Below are 25,977 nucleotides of genomic sequence, written 5' to 3'. Positions count from 1 at the left end.
GTGAAAGCCGGCATAGCGGAAGCCGATGAAATGGCCCCCGAGTATTCTCTTTGAACCGGACCGTTGTCCCAAAGTAGGAGAGAACGTTTTCCCGCGTTACGGGAGCAGAGTGGGTGATCGCCTTTTCTTGTGCGATGAAGCCAAATTGGGTGGTACCGCGAGACCGGATCTCGTCCCAACGTGGACGGGATTTTTTATTTCCATAGAAACCAAGTCTGATTTGACGGAAAGGGGTTGCCAAGATGGGAGACAAAAAGAAAACTTTCTATATTACAACGCCGATTTATTATCCAAACAGCCATTTGCATATCGGCCATGCTTATTCAACGGTGGCCGGGGATGCCATGGCCCGGTACAAACGGTTGCGCGGTTATGATGTCATGTACCTGACCGGAACCGACGAGCACGGGCAGAAAATCCAAAAAAGTGCGGAAGCGGCCGGGAAAGACCCCCAAACTTTTGTCGACGAGATTGTTGCCGGCATCCAAAAGTTGTGGGGGGCCTTGGATATCTCATACGATGACTTCATCCGGACCACTGAACCCCGTCATAAAAAAGTGGTGCAAAAGATCTTTCAGAAACTGTTGGATCAAGGGGATATTTATCTGGGGGAATATGAAGGATGGTATTGTGTGCCCTGTGAATCTTTTTTCACCGATCGCCAGGCGGAAGGCGGAAAATGCCCGGATTGCGGCAGGGACATCCAGAAGATCAAGGAGAAAAGTTATTTTTTCCGGATGAGCAAGTATGTCGACAAACTGCTTGCCTTTTATGAAGAAAACCCGGATTTTATTCAACCGGAATCCCGGAAGAATGAAATGATCCAAAACTTTATCAAGCCCGGGTTGGAAGATCTCAGCATTTCGCGGACGACGTTTGACTGGGGAATTCCCGTCGCCAGCGATCCGGAACACGTGGTCTATGTATGGCTGGATGCACTTACCAACTATATTACGGCCATCGGTTATCTGTCTGATGATGAAGAGCAAAGAGCCCGGTTTGAAAAGTACTGGCCGGCTGATGTCCACTTGGTGGGAAAAGACATTGTCCGTTTTCACACCATTTATTGGCCGATTTTCCTGATGGCTTTGAGGCTTCCGCTGCCGAAAAAAGTGTTCGGCCACGGATTTTTCCAAGTGATGGGCGAAAAGATGTCCAAATCCAAAGGAAACGTGATCGATCCGATTCCGTTGATCGAACGCTACGGGCTGGACTCGGTGCGTTATTATTTGCTTCGCGAAGTTCCGTTTGGAGCTGACGGGGTCTTTACGCCGGAAGCCTTCGTGGAACGGGCCAATGCTGATTTGTCCAACGACTTGGGGAATTTGTTGCATCGCACCTTGGCTATGTTGAACAAGTATTTTGACGGGGTTGTGCCGGAACGGGTGGAAAACGCAACCGAACATGACCAAAAACTGGTTGAAAAAGCCCGCGAAACGGTACATAAAGTCGAAGAAGCCATGGAAGAATTGCAGTTTTCGGTTGCCCTTTCGGCCATTTGGGAGCTGGTTCGTTTCGGAAACCGTTATATTGAAGCGACCCAGCCGTGGAATCTGGCTAAAGATGAAGAAAAACGTAGCACCCTGGGTTCCGTGCTGTACCATCTGCTGGAAGAACTGAGAATGGTCAGCATTTTGATTCAGCCTTTCATGACCCAGGCGCCGGCGAAAATGTGGGAACAATTGGGGATTGAGGATGCGAACCTGACCACCTGGGACAGCTTGTACACCTTCGGGGCGTTAAAGCCGGGGACGAAAACCAAAAAAGGTCAGCCGATTTTCCCGCGTTTGGATGTAAAAAGCGAAGTGGAGGAGATCTTAAAAATGATTGGGAACACGCAACAAGTGCAACAAAAAGAGGAGAAAAAACGAGAAAAACAGAAAAAAACAGAGGGTCTGATTTCCATCGACGACTTCGCCAAAGTGGAACTTCATGTGGCGGAAGTGCTCGAAGCGGAACCGGTCGAAAAAGCAGACCGGCTGTTAAAGTTGCAACTTGATTTGGGATCGGAAAAAAGACAAGTGGTTTCGGGAATTGCCAAACACTATCAACCGGAAGAGTTAAAGGGAATGAAAGTGATTTGTGTCACCAACTTGAAGCCGGTGAAATTGCGCGGTGAATTGTCGGAAGGCATGATTTTGGCCGCCTCGGAGGGAGAACGCCTGGTGCTTGCGACCGTATCCGGGGACATTCCGAACGGCACGAGAATCAAGTAAACCGGCATGCCTTCCGCAACAGGGATAGGAGGACGATCGGATGGCGGATACAAAAAGTTCGTCCAATGAGTGGTACAAGGTGTTGGAATGGGTTGCGGCCATTGCCTTGGCCGTGATTATCGCTGCGGGCATCCGCACCTTTTTGTTTGTACCCTATGAGGTGCACGGGGCATCCATGGAACCCACCTTGCAAGGTGATGAGCTGTTGATCGTCAACAAGTTGATATACCGTGTTGACCAGCCCGATTACGGGGACATCGTGGTCTTCCATACCGATGAACAGCGGGATTTTATTAAACGGGTGATCGGCTTGCCCGGGGACCAGATTGCCATAAAGGACGGCAAGGTGTTTCGAAACGGAAAACCGTTGGAAGAACCTTATATTTATGAGCCCATGAATTTCAACATGGAAGAGGAAGTCACGGTGCCCGAAGGACATATTTATGTGCTCGGGGATAACCGAAACAACAGCAAGGACAGCCGCAGAATCGGCCCGGTGAACATCGATGCGGTGGTCGGCCGTGCCGATTTGATCATATGGCCGCTGGACCGGATGCATTTTTTGACACAGCAGAGTAAGCAGTAACCGGAAAGGGTGAGGCGTGTGATGTTGTTTGACACACATACCCATTTGAATGATCCGAAATTTGACGAAGACCGGGAACAAGTCATTGAGCGGGCAAGAGAGGAGTACGGCGTAAAATATATGTTGAATGTGGGGTATAACCGGGAAACCATCCGGCAAACCCTTCAGCTGGCGGAAACTTATTGCTTCATTTATGCTTCCGTCGGTTGGCATCCCGTCGAGGCGAAGGATTGCACCGCGGAGGATTTGGAGTGGATCAAGTCGATGACCCGGCACCCGAAAGTGGTGGCGTTGGGGGAGATCGGATTGGATTACCATTGGGACACCTCCCCCAAAGATATGCAGCAAGCGGTTTTTCGCAAACAAATCGCCATCGCCAAAGAAACGGGATTGCCTATCATTATTCACAACCGGGATGCGGATGAGGACGTGGTGCGGATCTTAAAGGAAGAACATGCCGAAGAAGTCGGAGGCGTGATGCATTGCTTCGGCGGAGACCTTTCGGTTATGGAAGCATGTCTTGACTTGAACTTCATGATCGGTTTGGGAGGACCTGTCACATTTAAAAACGGCAAGCTTCCCCAAAAAATCGCGGAACATGTTCCCTTGGACCGTCTGCTCATTGAAACCGATTGTCCTTATTTGGCTCCCCATCCCTACCGGGGAAAACGAAACGAGACCGGCTATGTCCGGCTCGTTGCCGAAAAAATCGCCGAAATCCGGGGGATGTCTTTGGAAGAGCTCGCTCAAATCACCATGCAAAACGCTTTTCGCCTTTTTGGAATTGATGAAGGAAATTAGAATAATGTTTTTGCGGGCCAATGGGAAGGTGCATTCCTCATTGGCCTTTTTTCGGAAAATGTGGAGCGAGAGGAAGAGAACGTGTGAAAGTGTATGAAGTGATTGTTGTCGAAGGAAAAAATGATACGATCGCGATCCAAAAAGCGGTCGAAGCCGATACGATTGAGACACAGGGTTCGGCATTGGAGCCGTATGTGCTGGCTGAAATCAAACGGGCCCAACAGAAACGGGGAGTCATTATCTTTACCGACCCGGATTATGCCGGCGAACAGATCCGCAAGAAAATTGCCAGGGAAGTGCCCGGGGCCAAACATGCTTTTTTATCCCCCAAAAAAGCGAAAGGAAACCGCAAAATCGGAATTGAACATGCCAAGGCGGAGGATATCATCGAAGCTTTGGCCAAAGTCCGTACGGCCCAAAAAGAGGATACGGTGCAGCCTCCGCTGACATGGGAAGAATATATGGACTTGGGATTTGCCGGTGATGCCGGTTCCCGGAAACTGCGGGAGCAGGTGGCTGAACGGCTTGGCATCGGTTACGCCAATGCCAAACAATTTTACCGGCGGTTGCATGTTTTGCGCATCACCAGGGAAGAAATTGCAGAAGCGCTGGATTATCTGAAGGAGAAAGGAAGCACACAATGAAAGAAAAGCCGATTTCAGCAAGAACGAAAAAATTGCTCAGTGAACACCAAATCCAACTGAAAAAGAGCCTGGGACAAAATTTTTTAACCGATTCCCATGTATTGGACAAGATTATCCATGCGGCTTCGCTGACCAAAAAATCCGGGGTCATTGAAATCGGACCGGGAATCGGGGCTTTGACGGAGCGTTTGGCACAGGCGGCGGGAAAAGTGGTGGCCATCGAGATCGACCAACGGTTAATCCCGATTTTGGAAGATTTGTTTCAAAATGATGACAATGTGGAAATAATAAATGCAGATGCACTGACAGTGGATTTGAAAACAGTGGTTGCAGAACATTTCCGGGATACCGGCTCCCTTCATGTGGTGGCCAACCTGCCTTATTATGTCACTTCACCGATTTTGGTCCGCTTGCTCGAAGAACGGCTGCCGCTTACAAATATTGTCATCATGATCCAAAAAGAGGTGGCGGACCGGCTGAAAGCGGCACCGGGAACCAAAGATTACAGTTCTTTGTCGGTTCTTGTGCAGTATTATGCGGAAGTCGAAGAAGTGGGGCGGGTTCCGAGCCATGTGTTTGTTCCGCGGCCGCAGGTTGATTCCAAGGTGGTTTGTTTGACGCTTAGAAAAGAGCCGAAGGTGCGGGTTCCGGATGAACAAGCCTTTTTCAAAATGGTCCGGGCCGCATTTAATCAGCGTCGGAAAACCTTGTTGAATTCGCTTCATTCTCATCTGTTGTCTTCCGTTTCAAAAGAAGAACTGGAAAAATGGATGTCTGAAGCGGGAATTGATCCGAAACGACGCGCCGAAACATTGGATTTGGAAGAATTTGCAGTCTTGGCTGAAGTGCTTGATCGGAAAAAGATATCGTTTTAACCAACGGAGTCTCGGATCAACCATATCCTGAGTCGATGGAGGTTGTTCCGTGAAATTTTATCATCCGAGAAAAGGTAGAAGAAGCCTGAATGAAATGATTATGGATATCCGGGGATATCTGCAAGAGGATCCGGATGCCCAATATAAAGTGGTGATCGGAACCGATTCGCAAACCCGGGAGAATGAAACGATCTTTGTCACGGCGCTCATCGTGCAGCGGATTGGCAAAGGGGCGATTTTCTTTTACACGAAATATCGCCATGCCGCCATTCGTGACTTGCGTTACCGGATCTACCGGGAAACGGAATACAGTTTGAAAGCCGTTGAAACGTTGAAGAAAAACGGCTTCTTTGGATTCTTTGTGGATATCCCGATGGAAATCCATCTCGATGTCGGACAACAAGGGGAAACGAGGAAGCTGATTCAAGAAGTGGTCGGATGGGTGACATCCGTTGGATATACAGCGAAAATCAAACCGGAATCTTACGCCGCCAGTGCGGTGGCCGACCGGTTTACCAAATGAGAAAAAAAGGAATAAATATGCGAAAATATTATTGACAAAAATGTTGTCCCCTTGCTATAATACAAAATTTGACTTTTCACTTCGCTTGTAGTATAATCGACTATAAGTGAGGTGGTCGTAAAATGGGCAAAAACGCTTTATCTGAAATCAAATGCACTCTGGATGGTTTTATCGGGCAAAAAATTCGCCTTAAAGCCAATAGCGGACGCCGTAAGACCATTGAGCGAACTGGCATTTTAGAAGAGACATATCCTTCTGTGTTCGTTGTCAAGCTGGATGAGGATCACGCTTTCAGCCGTGTTTCATACAGCTATGCAGATATACTGACGGAATCCGTTGAATTGACGGTTTACAGCGGGGAAAATGAACAAATACCTGTGAAATATGTAAGATCTGCGCAATAACTATGAACACATCCCAATGTGTTCTTTTTTTTCATACCTTTGTAAGCGATTACATACTTGCGGGTGCTTGGTGCATAATAAGAAAGCCCTGTGTTTTGCCCTTGAACCATTTGCCCTGAACCAAAGGAGGAGATCGCTTGGCTCGTCGGCGCGGAATCATGTCTGAAAGCTTTAAGTATGAACTGGCAAAAGATCTTGGCTTTTATGATGTGGTCAAACGCGAAGGATGGGGTGGAATCACCACCCGTGATGCCGGTAATATGGTGAAAAGAGCGGTTCAGCTTGCGGAAGAGTATTTAAAACAGCAAGGTTCAAGGTGAAACCGGGGACATTCCTTTTTTAAAGAGGCTTCTCGCATCCCGAGAGCCTCTTTTTTTTGCGGGAAAATATTTGTTCCCACCTACTAGTCCGGACTCATAACGTGATAAAATAGTAAAATCATGTGCCGGAATTTGCGGATGGCGACCGTGTGAAAATTGGAGGGAATCAATCTTGTTTATATCAGTCAAAGCACCAGCTAAAATTAATTTGACATTGGATGCGCTATATAAACGTCCGGATGGTTATCATGAGTTGGAGATGGTCATGACGACCGTGGATTTGTATGACAGGGTGGATCTTTCTTTGAGACCGGACTCAAAAATCACCCTGGATTCGAGTTCCGGATTTGTCCCGAGGGATGAGAGGAACCTCGCTTACCGTGCGGCGGTATTGTTGAGGGAAAAAGCGGGGATTTCTCAAGGTGTACATATTTACATCGATAAACAGATTCCTGTTGCTGCCGGCCTGGCGGGAGGAAGCAGCGATGCTGCGGCGGTCTTGAGAGGATTGAATCAATTATGGAATTTGGGATGGAGTTTGGAGGAACTGGCTGAGATCGGGGCCGGGATTGGTTCCGATGTTCCGTTTTGCGTTTATTCCACCACCGCACTGGCAAAAGGAAGAGGGGAAAAGTTGACACCGCTTCCGGCACCGCCGCCCTGTTGGGTTGTTTTGGCCAAACCGGGACACGGTGTATCCACGGCGGATGTTTTTCAAAACCTGAAAGTGGACCAAATCGATCATCATCCGCAAACGGAAAAGATGATCGAGGCACTCAAACGGCAAGATTATGAATCTGTTGTCCGAAACCTGGAAAACGTATTGGAGCCGGTGACTCATCACATGCATCCCACTGTGAAAAAAATAAAAGAAAAAATGCAGCTCTTTGGAGCGGACGGGGTGTTGATGTCCGGAAGCGGCCCCACCGTATTCGGGCTGGTGAAGCAGGAACAAAGGGCCAAACGGATTGTAAACAGTTTAAAAGGCTTTTGCCAGCAAGTGTTTGCCGTGAGAATGTTGGGAAAAAAACAGGTTCCGCTGCTTGAAGAAAAGCGAACGAAGTGATATATTTCGGTCAATATCATTCGATTTTTCGGAGGTAGTGAATGGAAAAGTGGAAACGGAGTGCACGATTAACCGATATGATCCGCCAATTGCTGTTCAATCCATATCGATTGATTCCTCTGACCGTTTTTGCGGAGAAGTATAAAGCGGCAAAATCCTCTATCAGTGAAGATTTGGATATTATTGATGAGGTGTTGCGCTCGGAAGGAAACGGCAAATTGGAAACAGTGGCCGGTGCGGCCGGCGGTGTCCGTTATATTCCGGGTTTTGGCGTGGAACATGCCCGGAAGGTCGTGCAAGAGTTGTGCGAAAAATTATCCAGTCCCGAACGCATTTTGCCGGGCGGCTTTTTGTATCTGTCTGATCTGTTGGGCGACCCCTTTTTCCTGAATCAGATCGGGCGGATTTTTGCCACGGTGTTTCAGGAACAAAACATCGATGCCGTGTTAACCGTCGAGACCAAAGGAATCCCCATTGCTTATGCCACGGCGGCTTTGTTGGGGGTTCCGGTCACCATCGCCCGGTACGATTACCGCGTCACCGAAGGTTCCGTCGTGACCGTACACACCGTCTCGGGTTCCAGCAGACGGTTGCGCCAGTTATCCGTATCCAAGCGGAGCTTGTCTGAAGGAGCCCGTGTCCTCATTATTGACGACTTTATGAAAGCCGGGGGCACGGTCCGGGGACTGATGGATTTGTTGAATGAATTTAAAGCAGAAGTGGTCGGAGTCGGAGTGATGTTGGAACAGCCTGCTGAGAACCGGTTGGTGGATGAATATGTGTCACTGGCCAAAGTGACGGAAATTGATGTGAAAAAGAGGAAAGTTCAAGTGGAAGTTGGAAATGTTTTTGATGACAGGAAGGAGCGATGATCATGTTGAAAAAAGTGCAAACAGACAAAGCGCCTCAAGCAATCGGTCCTTATTCGCAAGCGGTGGAAACCGGGGATTGGATCTTTACGTCTGGGCAAATTCCGCTCACCCCGGACGGGAAACTCGTCGCGGGAGGAATCGAGGAACAAACCCGGCAAGTGCTGGAAAATTTAAAATCAGTTCTTGAAGCTGCCGGAAGCGGTTTGGAGCATGTGGTGAAAACCACGATCTTTCTCCGGGATATGAACCAGTTTCAAACCGTAAACGAAATTTACGGCGGGTACTTCAAAGAACACCAACCGGCACGTTCGTGTGTGGAAGTGTCCCGCTTGCCGAAAGAAGTGTTGATTGAAATAGAAGTGATTGCAAAGAAAAATAGATAAAAAAGAAAATTTGGTCAATTTATCCATTCGTGGAAGGATTTAATCCCGCTGTCTAGAATAGTAAAAATAAGCAAATTGAGTCATCATTGTAAAATAGGTGGTGGGATCTAGTGGAAATTACCGATATTCGACTTCGCAGGGTCAACCGTGAGGGAAGAATGCGCGCCATCGCATCCATCACGTTTGACAGTGAATTTGTGGTCCATGACATTCGTGTGATTGAGGGAAATAACGGTATGTTTGTGGCAATGCCGAGCAAACGTACTCCTGACGGGGAGTTTCGCGATATTGCCCATCCCATTTCTCCGATGAGCCGTGAGAAGATTGAATCCGCGGTGCTGGCCGAGTACCACCGTGCAGGAGAGATGGAGTCTCAAGCCGATCCGAATAAAGCGTTGCAAGTGGATGTATAAAAAATCACCCATTCCGTTTCGGGAATGGGTGATTTTTTCGTTGTCGGCAAAGGTTTTTGATTATAATGGTGATGGGCATTGTTTTTATACGATGTTCAAAGGGGCTTGGTTGCAATCCCATACCAATTGGGATATATTCAGGGAGGAAGTTTTGAGAAACGGGGGAACTTGGGTTATGCAACAACATGTGTATGCAGTCATTTTGGCCGCGGGAAAAGGAACCCGTATGAAATCCAAAAAACATAAAGTATTGCATCCGGTTTGTGGAAAACCTATGATTGATCACATTATCGGTCAATTGAACCGGCTGGCGATTGAAAAAACTATTTTGGTGGTGGGGCATCAAAAAGAGGCGTTGAAAGAGCACTTGAGCGGTCAAGTTGACTTTGTGGAACAAGAGGAACAACTCGGAACCGCTCATGCGGTGATGCAAGCCCGGTCCTTGTTGGAAAATGAAGAAGGGATCACGCTGGTATTAAACGGGGACCATCCTCTCTTCACAGCGGAAACCTTCCAAAAATTGATTGAGAAACATCAGGAAACCAAAGCGGCTGCCACGGTTTTGACAGCCATCATGGATGATCCTTCCGGTTACGGACGGGTGGTTCGGCGCGAGGACGGGCAGGTGGATCGCATCGTCGAACATAAAGATGCCACGGATGCCGAACGGCAAATCCGTGAAGTGAATACTGGCACTTATTGTTTTGATAATCAAAAGCTTTTTTCCGTTTTGTCGCTGGTCAATAACGATAATGCCCAAGGTGAATACTATCTTCCCGATGTATTATCCATTTTGCGCGATCAAGGGGAAACCATCGGTGCACAAGAGATCGGGGACCAAGAGGAAGCAATGGGAGTCAACGACCGGATCCAGCTTGCGGAAGCCAATCGATGGATGCAGCAGCGTTTGCTTAAAGAACACATGCGAAATGGTGTCACCATTGTCGATCCGGCAAACACCTATATTGAAGCCGATGTGAAAATCGGCGCCGATACGGTGATCGAACCGGGATCATTTTTAAGAGGGAAAACCGTGATTGGGGAAGACTGCCATATTGGCCCGCAAGCAGATCTGACCGATGTGGAGGTTGCCGATGGAACAAACATCCGTTATGCCGTCCTGGAAGACAGCAGGGTCGGGGAAGAGGCCAAAGTCGGTCCTTATGTCTTGGTGCGGCCGAAAACGGAACTCGGAAACCGGACCAAAGTCGGTTGTTTCATTGATCTGAAGAAAGCCAAAATCGGTGAAGGGACCAAGATTTCCCATCTGGCTTATGTCGGGGATGCCGAAGTCGGCAAGAAAGTGAATATCGGTTGCGGTGTGATCACCGTGAATTACGATGGTGTGAACAAGCATCAAACCGTCATTGAGGATGATGCGTTTATCGGATGCAATGTGAATCTGGTGGCACCCGTTACGGTTGAACAAGGCGCTTATGTGGCGGCCGGTTCCACCATTACCGACGATGTGCCTGAAAAAGCTTTGGCCATTGCGCGGGAGCGTCAGACAAACAAGTCCGGCTATGCGGATAAAATTAAATCAAAGCGTGTGGAGAAATGATAAAATTGGAGGAACAAATTTCTATGTCTACGGTAAGCCCTCGTCTACAAGTTTTTACGTGCAATTCCAACCCGAAACTTGCCCATGCCATTTGCGATCATTTGAATATTCCTCTCGGAAAAGCGCATGTGGGTAAATTCAGCGATGGAGAGATTCATGTAAAGCTGGATGAAAGCGTGCGCGGTTCGGATGTGTATGTGATTCAATCCACATGCAATCCGGTGAACCAGAACTTGATGGAACTGTTGGTTTTTGTGGATGCCTTGCGCCGTGCTTCGGCCGGCACCATCAATGTGGTGATTCCCTATTACGGATATGCAAGGCAGGACCGGAAAACCCGGGCACGGGATCCCATCACCGCCAAGCTGGTTGCCAATCTGATTGAGACAGCCGGTGCGGACCGGGTCATTACGATGGACTTGCATGCGACACAAATCCAAGGTTTCTTTGACATCCCTGTGGATCACCTGATGGGTGTCCCGATTTTGGCTGATTATTTTATCAAAAAAGATCTGGGGGATGTGGTGGTCGTCTCCCCCGACCACGGCGGAGTGATTCGTGCCCGTCGTCTCGCCGAACGGTTGGAATCTCCGATAGCGATCATCGACAAAAGACGTCCGGAGCCCAATGTGGCGGAAGTGATGAACATTGTCGGTGATGTCAAAGGAAAAACGGCGATCATCATTGATGATATCATTGACACGGCAGGAACCATTACCCTGGCTGCCAATGCCTTGCTTGAATACGGAGCCAAAGAAGTATACACATGTTGTACCCACCCTGTTTTCTCGGGACCGGCCATTGAACGGATTCGCGACTCCAACATCACCGAGATGGTGGTGACCGACACCATCCCTCTTTCGAAGGAAAAACAACTGGACAAGGTCACCGTTCTTTCGGTGGCGGAGTTGATCGGTGAAGCCATCCGGCGGGTTCACAATGAGCAATCGGTCAGCAAGTTGTTCGACTGAGGCGGGATCCGGCACAAAGTTTCTTTTTGTAACGGCTTTCAAAATGTGATTTTCCAAAATCAGGTTTAGATCGCGGTGAAAAAGGTTATATTCCCTCTTATAGAAGGGGGATATGGAAATGTCGAATGCCATTACAGCAGTGAAAAGAGAAAAAACCGGATCTTTAAATGCCTTGAGAAAACAAGGCCAAATTCCGGCGATTTTATATGGCAAGGGATTGGATCCGGTAAAGCTTGCGGTTGATTACAGTGAAGCACAAAAACAAGTTCAGTCGAATGGTTTTGTGGATTTAAACGTAGCAGGCAAGACGCATCGAGTAATGGTTCGAGACATCCAGAGAGACCCGATCAAATCTTCCATTTTGCACATTGACTTTCTCAAAGTGGAAATGAATGAACCTTTGCATGTCGAGGTGCCTGTTCACCTGACGGGGGAAGCGGCCGGTGTGAAAAGCGGGGGGATTTTGGAACAGCATCTCCGCTTGGTCGAAGTGAAGGCGTTGCCGTCCGACATTCCGGAATCCATTGAAGCGGATGTGTCCCATCTGCAGGTGGGGGATTCCCTGTTGTTAAAGGATATCAAGGTGCCGGACAGAGTGGAACTGCTTCATTTCGAACCGGAAACAACAGTGGCTACGGTCGTGCCTCCTGCCAAATGTGAAGACATTGACAACGAAGAAAAAGCCGTTGATACAGATACAGATGAGGAAGAAACAGAATGAAGAAAAAGGCGCAATCCTTACCGGTTGCGCCTTTTTCATGATTCCATGATAAAATAAAAAGGATTGAGATGAGTTCAGGGAAAGTTGGAGGTACAGGATGAAGCTAATAGTCGGTTTGGGTAACCCGGGGCGACAGTATGCGCGGACACGCCATAACGTCGGTTTTTGGGTGATTGATCAACTGAGTGAACAATGGGGAATTCCCGTGGGGAAAGAAAAGTGGAAAGGCGAAGTGGGCGAAGGCTTTGTGCACGGGGAGAAAGTTATTTTATTGAAACCGATGACCTATATGAATTTGTCCGGGGAGTCGGTGAAGCCGGCATTGGACTGGTTGAAACTGGATTTGGAGGATTTGTGCGTCATCTACGACGATCTCGATTTGCCGTGCGGGCAAATCCGCTTGCGGTTAAAAGGAAGTTCAGGCGGCCACAACGGGATGAAATCCATTATCCGCCATTTGGGAACGGATCAATTTAAGCGGATCAAGATCGGCATTGACCGGCCGTCGGGAAATCTTTCGGTTCCGGATTATGTTTTGTCCCCATTTCGCCAAGAAGAACTGGAAACGGTGCTGGATGCCGTTGACCGTGCCAAAGAAGCGGTGAATGAATGGGTGAAGTCAGACTTTTTGCAAGCGATGAACCAGTTTAATGTGCGGAAATAAATGTTGCATTTGGTATGGCCATGGAAACCAAAGCGAAGTTGAATATTTTTTGTTTGAAAGACGATACTATGACTAACATAAACAGGCAGGAGGCATTTTCATGGCCATACATTATATTTGCCGACATTGTCAAAAATCGATCGGAAGAATCGATTCTTCAAGGGTAACCGAATCCCAGTTGGGGTTTGATCAGTTGACCCCGGAAGAACGGGAAGATATAATAACCAGTGATATTGAAGGAAACCAAGTGGTGAAAGTGACTTGTGAGTCATGTCAGCAGGTATTGGAAAAAGATCCGGAACGGGTTTTGTATCCTTCACTCTTTCATTAGGAATAATGGTGGATATTTTTCTGATTATAATGAAAAAACGGCCTTGGCTGTTGATAGCTAAGGCTTCTTTTCTATTTGACCTGTAGACTGATGGAAAAAAGGGGAGGAACAACTGTTGATACCGTTAACGCATATATTTAAGCAGGACAAAGATTTTCAGTCAACGGTAACAGGAATCAAAACCGGGTTGAAAGAGCAGTTGGTTGCCGGATTGTCAGGCACCGCCCGCATGTTATATGTCGCTGCGCTGTTCCAGGAAGTGAAACGGCCCGTCCTGTTGGTTTGCCATAATTTAAATCAGGCGCAAAAAGCGACCGAAGACCTGCAGGAAATCTTGTCAAAGGACGAGGTTTTGCTGTACCCGGCCAATGAACTGGTCACCACCGAAATTGCCGTGGCCGGCCAGGAGACACTGGGAGAAAAAATCGGTGTGTTAACCCGTTTGATTCATGGATTCAACGGGGTGCTTGTGGTCCCGTTTTCCGGCTTGCGCAAATTGTTTTTGCCGAAAAAAGTGTTTGCGAAAAACTATACCACGTTGAAGGTGGGGCAGGTTCAGGAAATTGATTCATTGCTCACGCAGCTGGTGAATGTGGGGTACCAGCGGGTTGAAATGGTGGAAAAACCCGGTGAATACAGTGTGCGTGGCGGCATTGTGGACATTTATCCCGTTCACTTTGAAAATCCCGTCCGTGTGGAGTGGTTTGACGACGAAGTGGATTCCATCCGTCCTTTCTCCGTGTCGGATCAGCGTTCTTTTGACAAATGGGAGGAATTGACCATTCCTCCGGCAAAAGAATTGTTCGCATCGGCAGATGAGTTGTATCAAGCGGGCGAAAAAGTGGAAAAACGGTTGGGGGAACGGTTAAGCGTCACCAAAGAGACTGAACTGAGGGAAAAATTAAATCAATCGATTGGTTATGATATTGAACAATTGAAAAACGGCACATACTTTACCGGCATGTACAAGTATATTTCGCAAATTTACCCGGAGTGCCAAAGCCTTGTGGATTACATGCCTTCGGACACGTTGGTCATCTTGGATGAACCGAACCGGATCATTGAAAGTGCCCGGCAGATGGAAAGGGAAGAAGGGGAATGGCAGACCGTCTTGTTGCAACAAGGAGAGCTTTTGCCAGGGTTGAAAATATCTTTTTCTTTTGATGAAGTGGTTGAAAACAAGGACCACCAACGGATTTATCTTTCCTTGTTCATGCGAAAGATTCCGGCAATCAAGCCGCAAAATGTGATCCAGATGGTGTGCCGCAGCATGCAGCAATTTCACGGGCAAATGCATGTTTTGAAGGCGGAATGGGAACGTTGGGAAAAATCCAATTACCGTGTGGTGTTTTTGGCCAGCAGTGAAGAGCGGATGGACCGTCTGGAACGGGTGTTGAATGATTACGGAATGAATGCGGCCAAAGATTTGTCCGACCAGGTTCCTTTGCCGGGAAAACCCGTCATTTGCCTGGGCAATCTGCAAAACGGCTTTGAGATGAACCCGGTCCGGCTCGCAGTGATCACCGAAAGCGAAGTGTTCACGCAAAAGCAACGGCGGACCCGGCGCCATGCCAAGATGGACCATGCCGAAAAAATCAAAGATTACCAAGAATTGAAACCCGGGGATTATGTGGTTCACGTCAATCACGGAATCGGGAAATACATCGGCATTGAAACGCTGGAAGTCGGCGGCATGCACAAGGATTATCTGCACATCCAGTATGCCGGAAACGACAAGCTCTACGTGCCGGTGGAGCAAATCGACCAAGTGCAAAAGTATGTCGGCAGCGAGGAAAAAACGCCGAAGGTTTACAGTCTGGGCGGCAGCGAATGGAGCAAGGTGAAAAATAAAGTCCGGTCTTCGGTGCAGGATATCGCCCAGGATTTGATCGAATTATACGCCAAGCGGCAACAGGCCAAAGGCTTTGCTTTTTCGAAAGATACGCCTTACCAGAGAGAGTTTGAAGCGATGTTCCCTTATGAGGAAACGCCGGATCAATTGCGTTCAGTGGAAGAGATCAAAAAGGATATGGAACGAAGCCAGCCGATGGACCGCTTGTTGTGCGGGGATGTGGGATACGGAAAAACGGAAGTGGCCATCCGCGCGGCGTTTAAAGCGACGATGGACGGCAAGCAGGTGGCTGTGTTGGTTCCGACCACCATTTTGGCTCAACAGCATTATGAGACTTTTCGTGAGCGTTTTTCTGACTTCCCGGTACAAATTCATGTGTTGAGCCGGTTCCGCACCCGGAAAGAACAGAAAGAAACGATGGAAGGGCTGAAAAAAGGAACGGTGGATATCGTCATCGGCACGCACCGTCTTTTATCCAAAGATGTCCAATTCAAAGACTTGGGGCTTCTCATCATCGACGAGGAACAACGCTTTGGCGTGAAACACAAGGAGAAAATCAAACAGCTGAAGCACAATATTGATGTGTTGACGTTATCGGCGACACCGATTCCCCGCACCCTGCACATGGCCATGATGGGTGTGCGCGATCTGTCTGTTATTGAAACGCCTCCTGAAAACCGGTTCCCGGTGCAGACATACGTGTTGGAATACTCCGGGGCGTTGGTCCGGGAAGCGGTGGAACGGGAACTGGCGCGTGGCGGACAAGTTTATTTCCTATATAATCAAGTGCACAACATCGAACAGATGGCCGACCAAATCCGGCTTTTGATTCCGGAAGCACGGGTGGCGGTGGCCCATGGCCAGATGCAGGAATCCGAACTGGAAAAAGTGATGCTGGACTTCCTGGACGGGGAATACGACGTTTTGGTCAGTACCACCATCATTGAAACCGGTGTGGATATTCCCAATGTGAATACATTGATCATTTATGACGCCGACAAGATGGGATTGTCCCAGCTTTACCAGTTGCGCGGCCGGGTGGGGCGTTCCAATCGCATTGCTTATGCTTACTTTACGTACCAACGGGATAAAGTGTTGTCCGAAACCGCGGAGAAGCGCCTGCAGGCCATCAAAGAATTTACCGAGCTGGGATCCGGATTTAAAATTGCGATGCGCGATTTATCCATCCGGGGAGCCGGGAACATCTTGGGAGCCGAACAGCACGGCCATATTGCAACCGTGGGATTTGAGCTTTACAGCCAGATGCTGAAGGAAGCGATTGAGGAACTGAAAGGAGAAAAATCCACAAAGGAAGAAACCGAGCCAGTCATCGAATTAAATGTGGACGCCTATTTGCCTTCCGGATACATTGGTGATGAGAAACAGAAAATTGAATTGTATAAAAAGATCCGTGCCGTCACCACATTGGATGAAGTGACCGACTTGGAAGAAGAGATTGAGGATCGTTTCGGGGATTTGCCGGATCCTGTGCAAATGCTGTTAAAAATTTCCAAAATCAAAGCTTATGCCATTCTGTACGGCATGGAATCAGTTGAGCAGAAAGACGGGGATATCATTCTCCGGTTGCGGCCGGAACAAAATGACCAAATCGACGGCCCGAAATTGTTTGAAATTGCTCAGGATTTCCCGGGAAAAATTCGTTTCTCAACGGGAGAGAAGATCGGGATCATCTTCAAAACCAAAGGGATGCCCCATAAACAGGCATTAGAAATGATCGAACAGTTTCTGATAAAATATAAAGATGTTCCCAAACCGAAAGGAGCCGTTCAACATGCGACTGAGTAAAAAGTGGATCGCCGGGACGTTGGCCTTCGTGCTGATTCTTTCCGCGACCATTGCCGGATGTGCGATGGGAAAAGACAACAAAGAAGAAGAGCAGACGGCCGGGGCGATGGAATTCCAGCCCCTTGACACCACCAGCAAAAAGGTGGTTGCCGAATACAAGGGAGGCAAAGTGGTTGAAGGGGATTTGAACCGCTACATCAACATCATTGCGTATTTGGATCCCCAATTGTCGTTTATGATGTCATCGATCAAGGACAATCAGGAATTAAAAACGGAATTGGCGAAAGAGTATGCGGCCCGCCAGTATATGTTGACCAAAATCAAAGATGATGCATCGTTCGCCAAACAAGCGGATGAAACGATCAAACAAATCGAAGAAGGCCTGAAACAGCAAGCAGGGCAGGAACAAGGCCAAAACAATCCTCAAACCCTGGATGAGGCGATCAAAGGAAAAGGGTTTGACAAGACGCAATTACGGCAGTTTTTTGTGGAGTATCACCGGGTCAACAAATACTATGACGAACAATTAAAAGGGCAAACTTATGACTATGTAAAAGTACAGCACGTGTTGGTTTCCATCAATGACGGTTCGCAGCAAGATCAGCCGAAACGAACGGAAGAACAAGCGAAAAAACGCGCGGAGGAAGTCAAGAAAAAATTGGATGACGGCGGCGATTTCGCAAAGTTGGTGAAGGAGTATTCGGATGATCCCGGATCCAAAGACTCAAACGGAGTTTATGAAGGCACACCGGACCAGTTTGTCCCTGAATTTGCCAAAGCATGCCGGGAGTTGCCCCTCAACCAAATCAGCGACCCGATTAAAACCGATTACGGTTTTCATATCGTAAAAGTGTTGGACCGGGGGAAAAAGCCGGTGGACGAAGCGGACGAACAAGTGAAAATGCAAAAACGGCAAGAAGTGTATGATCAACTGGTCAAAGAGGAATTAGGCTTTAAGTCCCTTCTTTCCAATGACCAAAAAGGATCCTGAACTGCCGGAAAAGAGCCCGTGGCATGTTATGCCGCACTAGGGCTCTTTTTTTATGTCCGGAGGTCTGTATAATCTGCTGGAAGAAAATAAATACTATGGCTGATAAAACAAATTAAACCAGAAATTATAAAAAATATATAAAGAAAGAGAGGAAATTATTCTATGAAAGCAACAGGCATCGTTCGCCGGATTGACGATTTGGGGCGTGTTGTCATCCCGAAAGAAATTCGACGAACACTGCGTATTCGAGAAGGAGACCCTTTGGAGATTTTTGTGGACCGAGAAGGTGAAGTGATTTTAAAAAAGTATTCACCCATCGGCGAGTTGGGTGACTTTGCACAGGAATTTTCCGAAGCATTATATGAAAATATGCATTACCCCACACTCATTTGTGACAGGGATCATGTAATTGCCGTTGCAGGGGTGTCCAAAAAAGAATACTTGGAGAAAAACATTGGTGAAATCGTGGAATCATGCATGGATCAAAGAAGAACTCATCTGGAAACAAACCCCGGAACTGCCGAGATATTCAAAGGAATGCCTGAAAAATATCAGTCCTATCTCATTGTTCCCATTAATGCGGGAGGCGATCCGATCGGTGCAGTCATCGTGCTCAGCAAGAAAGAAGGAGGGAAGTTGGGGGAATTGGAAGAAAAACTGGCCAGCACGGCTGCCACTTTTCTGGCCAAACAAATGGAACATTAACAATTCTTTGTCGGGCAGGTGAATGTACCTGCTTTTTTCTTTTGTAACCTCCCGCACTTTTGTATAATGAAAAGCAATTGCAGCGTGGAGAGGAGAGCAAATGGAAGATGATGGAGCAAAGCCGGCAGTCCTTCTTCCGTGGTGCGGCCATTTTGGGAGGGGCTGCTTTGTTTTCGAAGATATTAGGGGCTGTTTACAAAATTCCTTATCAAAATATTACCGGCGATGAAGGGATGTATGTTTATCAGCAAGTATATCCCTTGTACAGTGTTTTGTTGATCCTGGCCACCGCCGGGTTTCCGGCCGCGATTTCAAAGTTGGTCTCGGAAAAGTGGTCCCGCGGGCAAATGGCGGGAGTCGCGCAAATTTTCCGTGTTTCTTTGACAGCTTTGTCCTTGCTGGGGGCGGTTTCCTTTTTGCTCCTGTTTTTTGGGGCCGGCCAAATCGCGGAATGGATGGGAAACCGTAGCTTGCTTACTTTGCCGATTCAAACCGTTTCCTTTGCTCTTTTGGCTGTGCCGTTTCTGGCGGTGATGCGCGGCTGTTTTCAAGGACAGCAAAATATGGTTCCGACTGCAAATTCACAAATGGTTGAACAGTTGATCCGGGTTGTGACCATTCTTGTTCTTTCCTGGTATTTTATGGATTCGGGGATGAGCGTGGTTTATGCCGGTGCGGGAGCTGTGTTTGGATCCATCACCGGAGCCGTCGGAGCGCTGATTGTGTTGGTCTATTACTGGCATAAAGCCCAGCCGTTTCCCAAAAAAGAGGCAGGCTTTGCAGTTGCTTCCGGCATCGAGCCGCCGGCTGAAGTGATGAAAAACCTGTTTCGTTTGTCATTGCCGATTTGTATCGGTTCGCTCATTCTCCCTTTGTTTTCTTTGGCGGATTCTTTCACGGTGGCCAATTTGCTGGTGGATCGGGGATGGGAAACTGAAGAAGCCATTCGCTTAAAAGGCGTTTTTGACCGGGGGCAACCTTTGGTTCAATTTGCTTCGTTTTTTGCCACGGCGATCGCGCTCTCCATCGTTCCGGCCATTTCGGATCTGGTCAGCAAACAGAGGGTGAAGGAAGTTGAAGAGCAAGCTGTCCTCGCTTTGCGGTTGACTTGGGGCTTGGGGCTTCCGGCTGCGGTCGGTCTGATGGTCATCGCCGAACCTGTCAACGTGATGTTGTATGAAGACGCGGCGGGATCGGATGCCATGGCTGTTTTGGCATGGTCCGGAGTCCTCTCATCTTTGTGGATTGTATCGGCAGGAGTTTTGCAGGGATTGGGAAAAGTATATTTGCCCGCTGTTTATTTGGCATTGGGGATGATTTTGAAAGTCGGGTTCAATGTGTTGCTGATTCCCCTTTGGGATATCCGGGGGGCTTCCCTTTCAACGGTGCTTGCCTTTTTGTGCACGGCCATTTTGCAACTGGTGAAAATGAAACAGCATTTCGGTTGGAAATCGTGGATCCCCAGGCAAGAGCTGTTTGCCGCATGGGCAGCAGTCTGGATGGGGATTGCAGTTTACGTGACATCAGTTGTGGTTCAGCAAATCGCGGTTCCTTTCCTGGAATTCAGAGTGGCGATGATGGCTGCTTCCTTATTGTCGGTGCTTGTCGGCGTGATGGTTTACCCGTGGGCCGTTTTCCGCTTCGGGGTCTGGACACGGCGGGATCTGGAGAAAGTTCCGAAGTTGCGGAAAAAGTTGGTCCCGCTCCTGGATAAATGGGGATGGCTGAAGAAAGAACGGAATTAAGGAATCCGCAAGAGGAGGAGAAAAATGGCAAAAATTGTGGTTGTCGGTTTGGGTGCAGGCGATGAGGAATCGTTGTCTTTGGGAGTGCTCCGGTTATTAAAAGGAGAAAACCCGGTTTTTTTGCGGACCCGGCAAATCCCGGTTGCCGGGTGGCTGAGTCAACAAGGGATTTCTTTTGCCACTTTTGATGATGTTTATGAGTCAAATCATGATTTTGATACGGTTTATGATCAAATTGCCGGGCGGTTGCTTCAGGCGGCCAAAAAGAATTCCACGGTGATTTATGCGGTTCCGGGGCACCCGATGGTTGCGGAACGGACGGTCCGGTTGCTCCTTGATCAAGGGGAGGGGCAAGGGGTGGAAATCGATATCCGGGGAGGAAGTGTGAGTTTCCTGGAAACGTTTTTTGCCCGTTTGCAGGTGGATCCCATTGAAGGGTTTCAATTGCTCAACGGGACGGATTTTGATTCAGGGAAGGTGAATCCGGAAAACCACCTTTTGATTGCCCAGGTATACAGCCGGTTTGTCGCTTCTGAAGTCAAATTGACGTTGATGGAAATTTATCCCGATGATCACCCGGTTAAAATTGTCACTGCTTGCGGGATCGACGGATTGGAAAAGATCACCGAAGTTCCCTTGTATGAATTGGATCGCAAGGAGCTTTTCAGCGACTTGACCTCCGTTTATCTCCCACCTCTTGTGAAAGAGGAAGATTTATACCCGCGCTTTGAGTATTTAAAAGCAGTGATCCGCCATTTGAGAAGCCCGGAAGGCTGTCCTTGGGACCGCAAACAAACCCATGACAGTTTGCGCCCGTACCTGCTGGAGGAAGCTTATGAATTTTTGGAAGCGGTGGAAGAAAAGGATTCCGCCGCAATGGCCGAGGAATTGGGGGATGTTTTGCTTCAAGTGATGTTGCACTCTCAAATCGCCAGCGAAGAAGGGACGTTTGACATTCATGATGTGATCCGCCACTTGAATGCGAAAATGATCCGCCGCCATCCCCATGTGTTTGGCAACTTAAAGGCCGAGACGGCGGAAGATGTGAAGCAGACTTGGGACCAGTTGAAGCAAAAAGAGAAAAAACAAGAGGAATCTTCCTCGTTGCTGGAGGGTGTGCCCAAACATTTCCCGGCTTTGATGAAAGCTTACGAACTGCAGAAAAAAGCGGCCAAAGCGGGATTTGACTGGAATGATGCAGAGGAAGTTTTAAAAAAGGTGCAAGAGGAATTAAAAGAAATGTCGGAAGCCGAAACCCAGGAAGAAAAGGAAGAAGAACTGGGGGATGTGTTGTTTGCTTTGGTTAATTTCGCCCGCTTTCTCAAAGTGCAACCGGAACTGGCTCTCCACGGATCTTGTTATAAATTTGAGCGCCGTTTTCGCTACATTGAAAGTCAAGTCAGGATGTCCCAAAAAAGTTGGGAGGACTTCTCTTTAGAAGAATTGGATGCCTGGTGGGATGAAGCCAAGCGTCTGGAAAAAGGCGAATGATTTATGAGCCGAGGCAGGATTTTTTCCTTTGTTCAAGAAAACGTTAAAAGATTGAAGGTGACATCATGCGATTGGACAAGTTCTTGAAAGTGTCGCGTTTGGTGAAAAGACGGACATTGGCCAAGGAAGTGTGTGACGAAGGGCGGGTTCAAGTCAACGGAAAAACGGCCAAAGCAGGAACGGTTCTTCACGTGGGAGATGAAATCCAGATTCGTTTCGGGCAAAAATTGGTGACGGTCTGTGTGGAGAAGTTACAGGATTCCGTCCGCAAAGAAGATGCCGGGAGCATGTTCAGCCTGATCCGCGAAGAGAGCCTCAGCGGACAAAAAGATCCCCAAGAACAGTTCTAAACGGAGATTTTGTCCATATCATGTACCAAGAGGGGGGAACGTGATATGGAAGAAACCTTTAACCAGATTCCGCATGAGATCGTGATGACCAACCGCAACACGCTGGATGTCAGCGGTGTAACCCGGGTGGAGAGTTTTGACAGCGAGGAGTTTTTGCTTCAGACCGATTACGGTTATCTGGGGATCAGAGGGCAAGGGTTGCATATCAAAACACTGGATTTGGATCAGGGCAGGGTTTCCATTGAAGGGCAAATTTCAGACATGAGCTATTTGGACATGCCTGTGCCGGCGCAGGAAAAAGTTAAAAGCGTCTGGGGCCGGATCTTCAAGTGACGCTGCAAACGCAATGGTTTACCATGCTTCTCATGCTCGGATCCGGTTTTTTTATCGGGATCATTCTTGATTTTTACCGGGTGTTGACAGTCCGTTTCCGGATTCGCAAGTGGTTGATTTCCCTCATTGACCTCATTTATTGGATGGTTTCGGCCGTTTTGGTGTTTGGTTTATTGTTTTGGAGCAATTGGGGAGAGCTTCGCTTTTATTTCTTTGTTGCGGTGTGCCTGGGTTTTTTGATTTATTTTAAGTGGGCAAGCCGCTCGGTACTTCGCGGAATCCGGATGTTGTTTCATATCTTGGAACGGATTTTTTTCTTTCTCGCACGGCTGTTTCACCTGTTGATATTCAGTCCCGCCCGGATCTTGTTCAGGGGATGCCGGCGGTTGGCGGGTCTGATCTGGAAAGGAACCACTGCATGCATCAAGCTGATTTTGTCCCCGTTTTTCTTCCTGCTTCGCCCTGTTCAAGCCAGGTTGGAACCCTGGCTCTCCCGAAGGATTCAAAAAGGAAAGGCCCAAGTCCGAAAGATCAAAGCATGGTGGAATAAAAACCGGGATAAGGGTGAATGAAAAGATGGCTTATCAACACGGCAGAGATAATGTGCTTTTCATCCAGCGGTCCGCAAAACCCGTGAAAAAACCGGAATCCGCATCCAAATCCCAATCCGTACGCCCTTTGCATCCCGCCGTCAAAAGGCGCCGGCTGATCTGGCTTGGTTGCATGGTTGTCTTTATTGTTTGGGCGGCGGCGCAAAGCGTCATCCAGCAGGTGCGCATCTGGGATCAGGAAAAAGAACTGGCCGACAAACAAAGGCAGTTGTCTCAGGCTTATGAACAACAGAAAACGTTAAAGCAGGAAGTTCAAAAGTTAAAATCGGAAGATTATATGATGGAATTGGCTCATAAAATGGGTTACGGAAAACCGGGTGAACAAATTTACTCCATTGAAAACAAAGAGTGAAGCAGATCCCTCTTGTTCTGTCGGGGAACAAGAGGATTTTTCTATCTGTGTCAGGAAGAGGGATAGCGATGGGGAGAAAGTGGATCGGGCTTTTTTGCATTATGTTGTTGGTTTTGGCCGGATCCGGTTGTTTCCGTCTTAACGTGCAGGAAAACAGGGAAAAAAAGGTGATCACCGGCTTGGAAAAAGTGTTGAGGAATCCGGAGGATTTTCAAGGGAAACGGGTGGGCTTGATCGCCAATCCGACCAGTATCACCCCGGATTATCAGCATGCGCTGGATGCGATGCTGGCCCGCGGGATTCAAGTGACGAAAGTTTTCGGTCCGGAGCACGGGGTCCGCGGGGCTGAACAAGCCGGAGAGGAACCGGAGACGGTGGTGGATCCCAAAACGGGAATCCCTTTCGAAAACCTGTATGGAAAAAAGCCGGAAGAAATGGCTTCCCTCTTTCAAGAGGTGGATGTCCTCGTCTTTGACATGCAGGAGACCGGCACCCGGTTTTATACTTATCTTTACACGATGGCGGATGCGATGAAGGCCGCGGGGATGTTAAAGAAGCCTTTGTATGTTTTGGACCGGCCCAATCCGCTTGGCGGAACACGGGTGGAGGGGCCGCTTTTAAACCCGGCATTCCGCTCTTCCGTGGGACGGTTTCCCATTCCGCTCGTACACGGAATGACGATGGGGGAATTGGCTCTTTTGATCAATGATCAGCAATCGCCGAAAGCGGAATTGCACGTGGTGAATATGGAGGGATGGACACGGGATCAGAGGTATGAAGATACCGGATTGCCATGGGTGATGCCTTCTCCGAACATGCCCTCCCCGTTGACCGCCCTTGTCTATCCGGGGACGGGGTTGGTGGAAGGAACCAACTTGTCGGAAGGAAGAGGGACGACCCGTCCTTTTGAACTGGTCGGGGCCCCCTATGTCAACGGTTGGGAATTGTCTCAGGCGTTGAACCGGGCCCGTCTGCCGGGGGTTGTTTTTCGGGAGGCATATTTTATTCCCACTTTTTCAAAATTCCAAGGGGAAGAGGTGGGCGGTGTCCAAATCCATGTTACGGACGTTGACCAATTTGATCCGGTTTTAACGGGGATCACGATTTTGGAGAAAACGAAAAAATTGTATCCGGAACAGTTTGCCTGGGTCCGATCAGGGGAAAAATACTGGATAGATCTGCTGGCTGGAACGGACCAAATACGCCGTCAATTGGATCAGGGGAAGTCAGCCCGGGAAATCACCCGACAATGGAAAAAAGAAATCAATCACTTTAAGGGGATACGGAAAAAATACCTTCTCTATTCATCATGAAAAATCTGAATTCAATTTTAAATGAAATTGGATGTTGACACCGAAACACAGGCTATGTATAATTGAGATTGTTCGCGGTGATAAATGATGAATTGACGCGGGGTGGAGCAGTCAGGTAGCTCGTCGGGCTCATAACCCGAAGGTCGCAGGTTCAAATCCTGTCCCCGCAACCAAAATATATGGCGGCGTAGCTCAGCTGGCTAGAGCGTACGGTTCATACCCGTAAGGTCGGGGGTTCGAGGCCCTCCGCCGCTACCAAAGTAGGAGAAGGCGAGCTTCCCCAATTGGGTGAATGTCGCCTTTTTTTTATGTGATTTTTAAGGATCAGCAAGTTGCGAGTGCATGGGAGTGATTGTGTGAATGTCGTGATTAAGAAAATAAAGTTTACGACCATAAATAAAACCTATACGGAAAAAGTCCGGGATTGGCGGGGGCGTCATTTGTTCTCCACGCAGTATGCCAATCCGGACGGAAAACGGATCTTTTTGACGTATTATTTTGTGCGCAAAGGATACACAATTTCAAAGGTGTTCGGCCGCTCCGGAGAATTCCTTTACTATTATTGCGATGTGATGCAAATGCACCAGGTGGGCCGCATGCGTTATGTGATGGTGGATCTTTTGTTGGATCTGATCATTGACCGGGATGATCATTATCATGTAATCGATATTGATGAATTTGCCGATTCCATTGAACGCAGGCAGATCAAACGCAGACAGCAAGTGCATGCGTTGCGGACGCTGGATCAGATGATCCGTTTGCATGCCGATCGCAAGCTGATTCCCTCGTTTATTCGCGAGGCCAAGATGTATCCGTTGACGGATTCCCCTTCCCGGCGCCGGTGAATCCGATTTTCGACAAACCGGAAAAAGAAATAGGAAGTTTTGTCGCTCCCATGTTTGTCTTGAGAGAAAACGACAAAGGAAGACGGGATCCGAGTGAGCTCCCAAAGGAAGCCGGGGGCTCATTTGGCTGAATCCCTTGCCGTTCCTTCTTTGTCCCGATGGCAAATCATACGGGATCGCGGCCGGTTAGAAAAATGTCGCCAAAAAAATTTTTCTTTTCAGAAATTGCAAC

The 25,977-nt window shown here is 48.3% G+C and carries 28 protein-coding genes, 2 tRNA genes and 1 other annotated feature (1 of these 31 cut by a window edge); all 30 genes read left to right on the top strand.

Annotated elements, in window-relative coordinates; translation table 11 throughout:
* Positions 1–181 (top strand) — a binding site (T-box leader); it begins 59 nt to the left of the window's first position.
* A 61-nt stretch (positions 182–242) separates the two neighbouring features.
* The 30 genes from metG (at position 243) to I8U23_RS12105 (ending at position 25,745) form a co-directional block, all read left to right on the top strand.
* Complete coding sequence (metG, locus tag I8U23_RS12250; protein WP_198051088.1) at positions 243–2,216, top strand: methionine--tRNA ligase; 1,974 nt, start codon at positions 243–245, stop codon at positions 2,214–2,216.
* Between the two features lie 40 nt (positions 2,217–2,256).
* Complete coding sequence (gene lepB / locus I8U23_RS12245; RefSeq protein ID WP_037997947.1) at positions 2,257–2,802, top strand: signal peptidase I; 546 nt, start codon at positions 2,257–2,259, stop codon at positions 2,800–2,802.
* 21 nt (positions 2,803–2,823) lie between these two features.
* Positions 2,824–3,603, top strand: a complete 780-nt coding sequence (locus I8U23_RS12240; RefSeq protein ID WP_037997950.1) for a TatD family hydrolase — start codon at positions 2,824–2,826, stop codon at positions 3,601–3,603.
* A gap of 83 nt (positions 3,604–3,686) precedes the next feature.
* Positions 3,687–4,247 carry a ribonuclease M5 gene (rnmV, locus tag I8U23_RS12235; protein ID WP_037997954.1) on the top strand — a complete coding sequence of 187 codons (561 nt, stop codon included), beginning with the start codon at positions 3,687–3,689 and terminating at the stop codon, positions 4,245–4,247.
* Positions 4,244–5,122: a 16S rRNA (adenine(1518)-N(6)/adenine(1519)-N(6))-dimethyltransferase RsmA gene (gene rsmA, locus I8U23_RS12230; protein ID WP_037997957.1), complete on the top strand. Its 879-nt coding sequence runs from the start codon at positions 4,244–4,246 to the stop codon at positions 5,120–5,122. The genes rnmV and rsmA overlap by 4 nt, the downstream gene beginning before the upstream one ends.
* Before the next feature lie 49 nt (positions 5,123–5,171).
* Positions 5,172–5,645: a ribonuclease H-like YkuK family protein gene (locus I8U23_RS12225; protein WP_037997960.1), complete on the top strand. Its 474-nt coding sequence runs from the start codon at positions 5,172–5,174 to the stop codon at positions 5,643–5,645.
* A gap of 122 nt (positions 5,646–5,767) precedes the next feature.
* Positions 5,768–6,049 (top strand): Veg family protein, encoded by a 282-nt coding sequence (locus tag I8U23_RS12220; RefSeq protein ID WP_037997964.1) that lies wholly within the window; start codon positions 5,768–5,770, stop codon positions 6,047–6,049.
* A gap of 137 nt (positions 6,050–6,186) precedes the next feature.
* Positions 6,187–6,369, top strand: a complete 183-nt coding sequence (locus tag I8U23_RS12215; protein WP_037997967.1) for a small, acid-soluble spore protein, alpha/beta type — start codon at positions 6,187–6,189, stop codon at positions 6,367–6,369.
* Between the two features lie 172 nt (positions 6,370–6,541).
* On the top strand, positions 6,542–7,435 hold the full coding sequence (gene ispE, locus I8U23_RS12210) for a 4-(cytidine 5'-diphospho)-2-C-methyl-D-erythritol kinase (RefSeq protein WP_049720799.1): 894 nt from the start codon (positions 6,542–6,544) through the stop codon (positions 7,433–7,435).
* A 41-nt stretch (positions 7,436–7,476) separates the two neighbouring features.
* Positions 7,477–8,307, top strand: coding sequence for a pur operon repressor (purR, locus tag I8U23_RS12205; protein ID WP_037997971.1), 831 nt, complete (start codon positions 7,477–7,479; stop codon positions 8,305–8,307).
* A gap of 5 nt (positions 8,308–8,312) precedes the next feature.
* Positions 8,313–8,690, top strand: a complete 378-nt coding sequence (locus I8U23_RS12200) for a RidA family protein (RefSeq protein WP_304440547.1) — start codon at positions 8,313–8,315, stop codon at positions 8,688–8,690.
* Positions 8,691–8,800: 110 nt separating this feature from the next.
* Positions 8,801–9,103 (top strand): septation regulator SpoVG, encoded by a 303-nt coding sequence (gene spoVG, locus I8U23_RS12195; RefSeq protein ID WP_037997974.1) that lies wholly within the window; start codon positions 8,801–8,803, stop codon positions 9,101–9,103.
* Between the two features lie 175 nt (positions 9,104–9,278).
* Positions 9,279–10,664 carry a bifunctional UDP-N-acetylglucosamine diphosphorylase/glucosamine-1-phosphate N-acetyltransferase GlmU gene (gene glmU, locus I8U23_RS12190; RefSeq protein WP_062843361.1) on the top strand — a complete coding sequence of 462 codons (1,386 nt, stop codon included), beginning with the start codon at positions 9,279–9,281 and terminating at the stop codon, positions 10,662–10,664.
* A 23-nt stretch (positions 10,665–10,687) separates the two neighbouring features.
* Positions 10,688–11,635, top strand: coding sequence for a ribose-phosphate diphosphokinase (locus I8U23_RS12185; RefSeq protein ID WP_037997977.1), 948 nt, complete (start codon positions 10,688–10,690; stop codon positions 11,633–11,635).
* A gap of 118 nt (positions 11,636–11,753) precedes the next feature.
* The gene (locus I8U23_RS12180) at positions 11,754–12,356 is read left to right on the top strand and encodes a 50S ribosomal protein L25/general stress protein Ctc (protein ID WP_198051087.1); all 603 of its coding nucleotides are present in this window, start codon (positions 11,754–11,756) and stop codon (positions 12,354–12,356) included.
* A 97-nt stretch (positions 12,357–12,453) separates the two neighbouring features.
* Entirely contained in the window at positions 12,454–13,020 is a 567-nt protein-coding gene (gene pth / locus I8U23_RS12175; RefSeq protein ID WP_037997980.1) for an aminoacyl-tRNA hydrolase, read from the top strand.
* A 100-nt stretch (positions 13,021–13,120) separates the two neighbouring features.
* On the top strand, positions 13,121–13,351 hold the full coding sequence (locus I8U23_RS12170) for an anti-sigma-F factor Fin family protein (protein WP_037997983.1): 231 nt from the start codon (positions 13,121–13,123) through the stop codon (positions 13,349–13,351).
* A 115-nt stretch (positions 13,352–13,466) separates the two neighbouring features.
* On the top strand, positions 13,467–17,009 hold the full coding sequence (gene mfd / locus I8U23_RS12165) for a transcription-repair coupling factor (RefSeq protein WP_037997986.1): 3,543 nt from the start codon (positions 13,467–13,469) through the stop codon (positions 17,007–17,009).
* Positions 16,996–18,000 carry a peptidylprolyl isomerase gene (locus I8U23_RS12160; protein ID WP_037997989.1) on the top strand — a complete coding sequence of 335 codons (1,005 nt, stop codon included), beginning with the start codon at positions 16,996–16,998 and terminating at the stop codon, positions 17,998–18,000. Before mfd ends, I8U23_RS12160 begins: the two co-directional genes overlap by 14 nt.
* Positions 18,001–18,162: 162 nt before the next feature.
* Entirely contained in the window at positions 18,163–18,705 is a 543-nt protein-coding gene (gene spoVT / locus I8U23_RS12155) for a stage V sporulation protein T (protein ID WP_198051086.1), read from the top strand.
* A 107-nt stretch (positions 18,706–18,812) separates the two neighbouring features.
* Positions 18,813–20,450, top strand: a complete 1,638-nt coding sequence (locus I8U23_RS12150; protein ID WP_198051085.1) for a putative polysaccharide biosynthesis protein — start codon at positions 18,813–18,815, stop codon at positions 20,448–20,450.
* A gap of 24 nt (positions 20,451–20,474) precedes the next feature.
* Positions 20,475–21,941 carry a bifunctional methyltransferase/pyrophosphohydrolase YabN gene (yabN, locus tag I8U23_RS12145; RefSeq protein WP_198051084.1) on the top strand — a complete coding sequence of 489 codons (1,467 nt, stop codon included), beginning with the start codon at positions 20,475–20,477 and terminating at the stop codon, positions 21,939–21,941.
* Positions 21,942–21,991: 50 nt separating this feature from the next.
* Positions 21,992–22,291, top strand: a complete 300-nt coding sequence (locus tag I8U23_RS12140) for an RNA-binding S4 domain-containing protein (RefSeq protein WP_276319280.1) — start codon at positions 21,992–21,994, stop codon at positions 22,289–22,291.
* Between the two features lie 45 nt (positions 22,292–22,336).
* On the top strand, positions 22,337–22,624 hold the full coding sequence (yabP, locus tag I8U23_RS12135) for a sporulation protein YabP (protein ID WP_037997999.1): 288 nt from the start codon (positions 22,337–22,339) through the stop codon (positions 22,622–22,624).
* On the top strand, positions 22,621–23,196 hold the full coding sequence (gene yabQ, locus I8U23_RS12130; protein WP_062843353.1) for a spore cortex biosynthesis protein YabQ: 576 nt from the start codon (positions 22,621–22,623) through the stop codon (positions 23,194–23,196). The genes yabP and yabQ overlap by 4 nt, the downstream gene beginning before the upstream one ends.
* A 4-nt stretch (positions 23,197–23,200) precedes the next feature.
* Entirely contained in the window at positions 23,201–23,587 is a 387-nt protein-coding gene (locus I8U23_RS12125) for an FtsB family cell division protein (RefSeq protein ID WP_037998005.1), read from the top strand.
* A gap of 68 nt (positions 23,588–23,655) precedes the next feature.
* The gene (locus tag I8U23_RS12120) at positions 23,656–24,900 is read left to right on the top strand and encodes an exo-beta-N-acetylmuramidase NamZ family protein (RefSeq protein WP_037998008.1); all 1,245 of its coding nucleotides are present in this window, start codon (positions 23,656–23,658) and stop codon (positions 24,898–24,900) included.
* A gap of 96 nt (positions 24,901–24,996) precedes the next feature.
* Positions 24,997–25,073 (top strand) — tRNA-Met (locus tag I8U23_RS12115).
* An 8-nt stretch (positions 25,074–25,081) separates the two neighbouring features.
* Positions 25,082–25,158 (top strand) — tRNA-Met (locus I8U23_RS12110).
* 98 nt (positions 25,159–25,256) lie between these two features.
* Entirely contained in the window at positions 25,257–25,745 is a 489-nt protein-coding gene (locus tag I8U23_RS12105; protein ID WP_037998011.1) for a ribonuclease FAU-1 family protein, read from the top strand.
* Positions 25,746–25,977: the final 232 nt, after the last annotated feature.

The organism is Thermoactinomyces sp. CICC 10735, assembly GCF_016055175.1.
Classification (GTDB): Bacteria; Bacillota; Bacilli; order Thermoactinomycetales; family Thermoactinomycetaceae; genus Thermoactinomyces; species Thermoactinomyces vulgaris.
The sequence above is the reverse complement of the archived record's forward strand: the minus strand, read 5'-3'. Positions and strand labels throughout refer to the sequence as shown.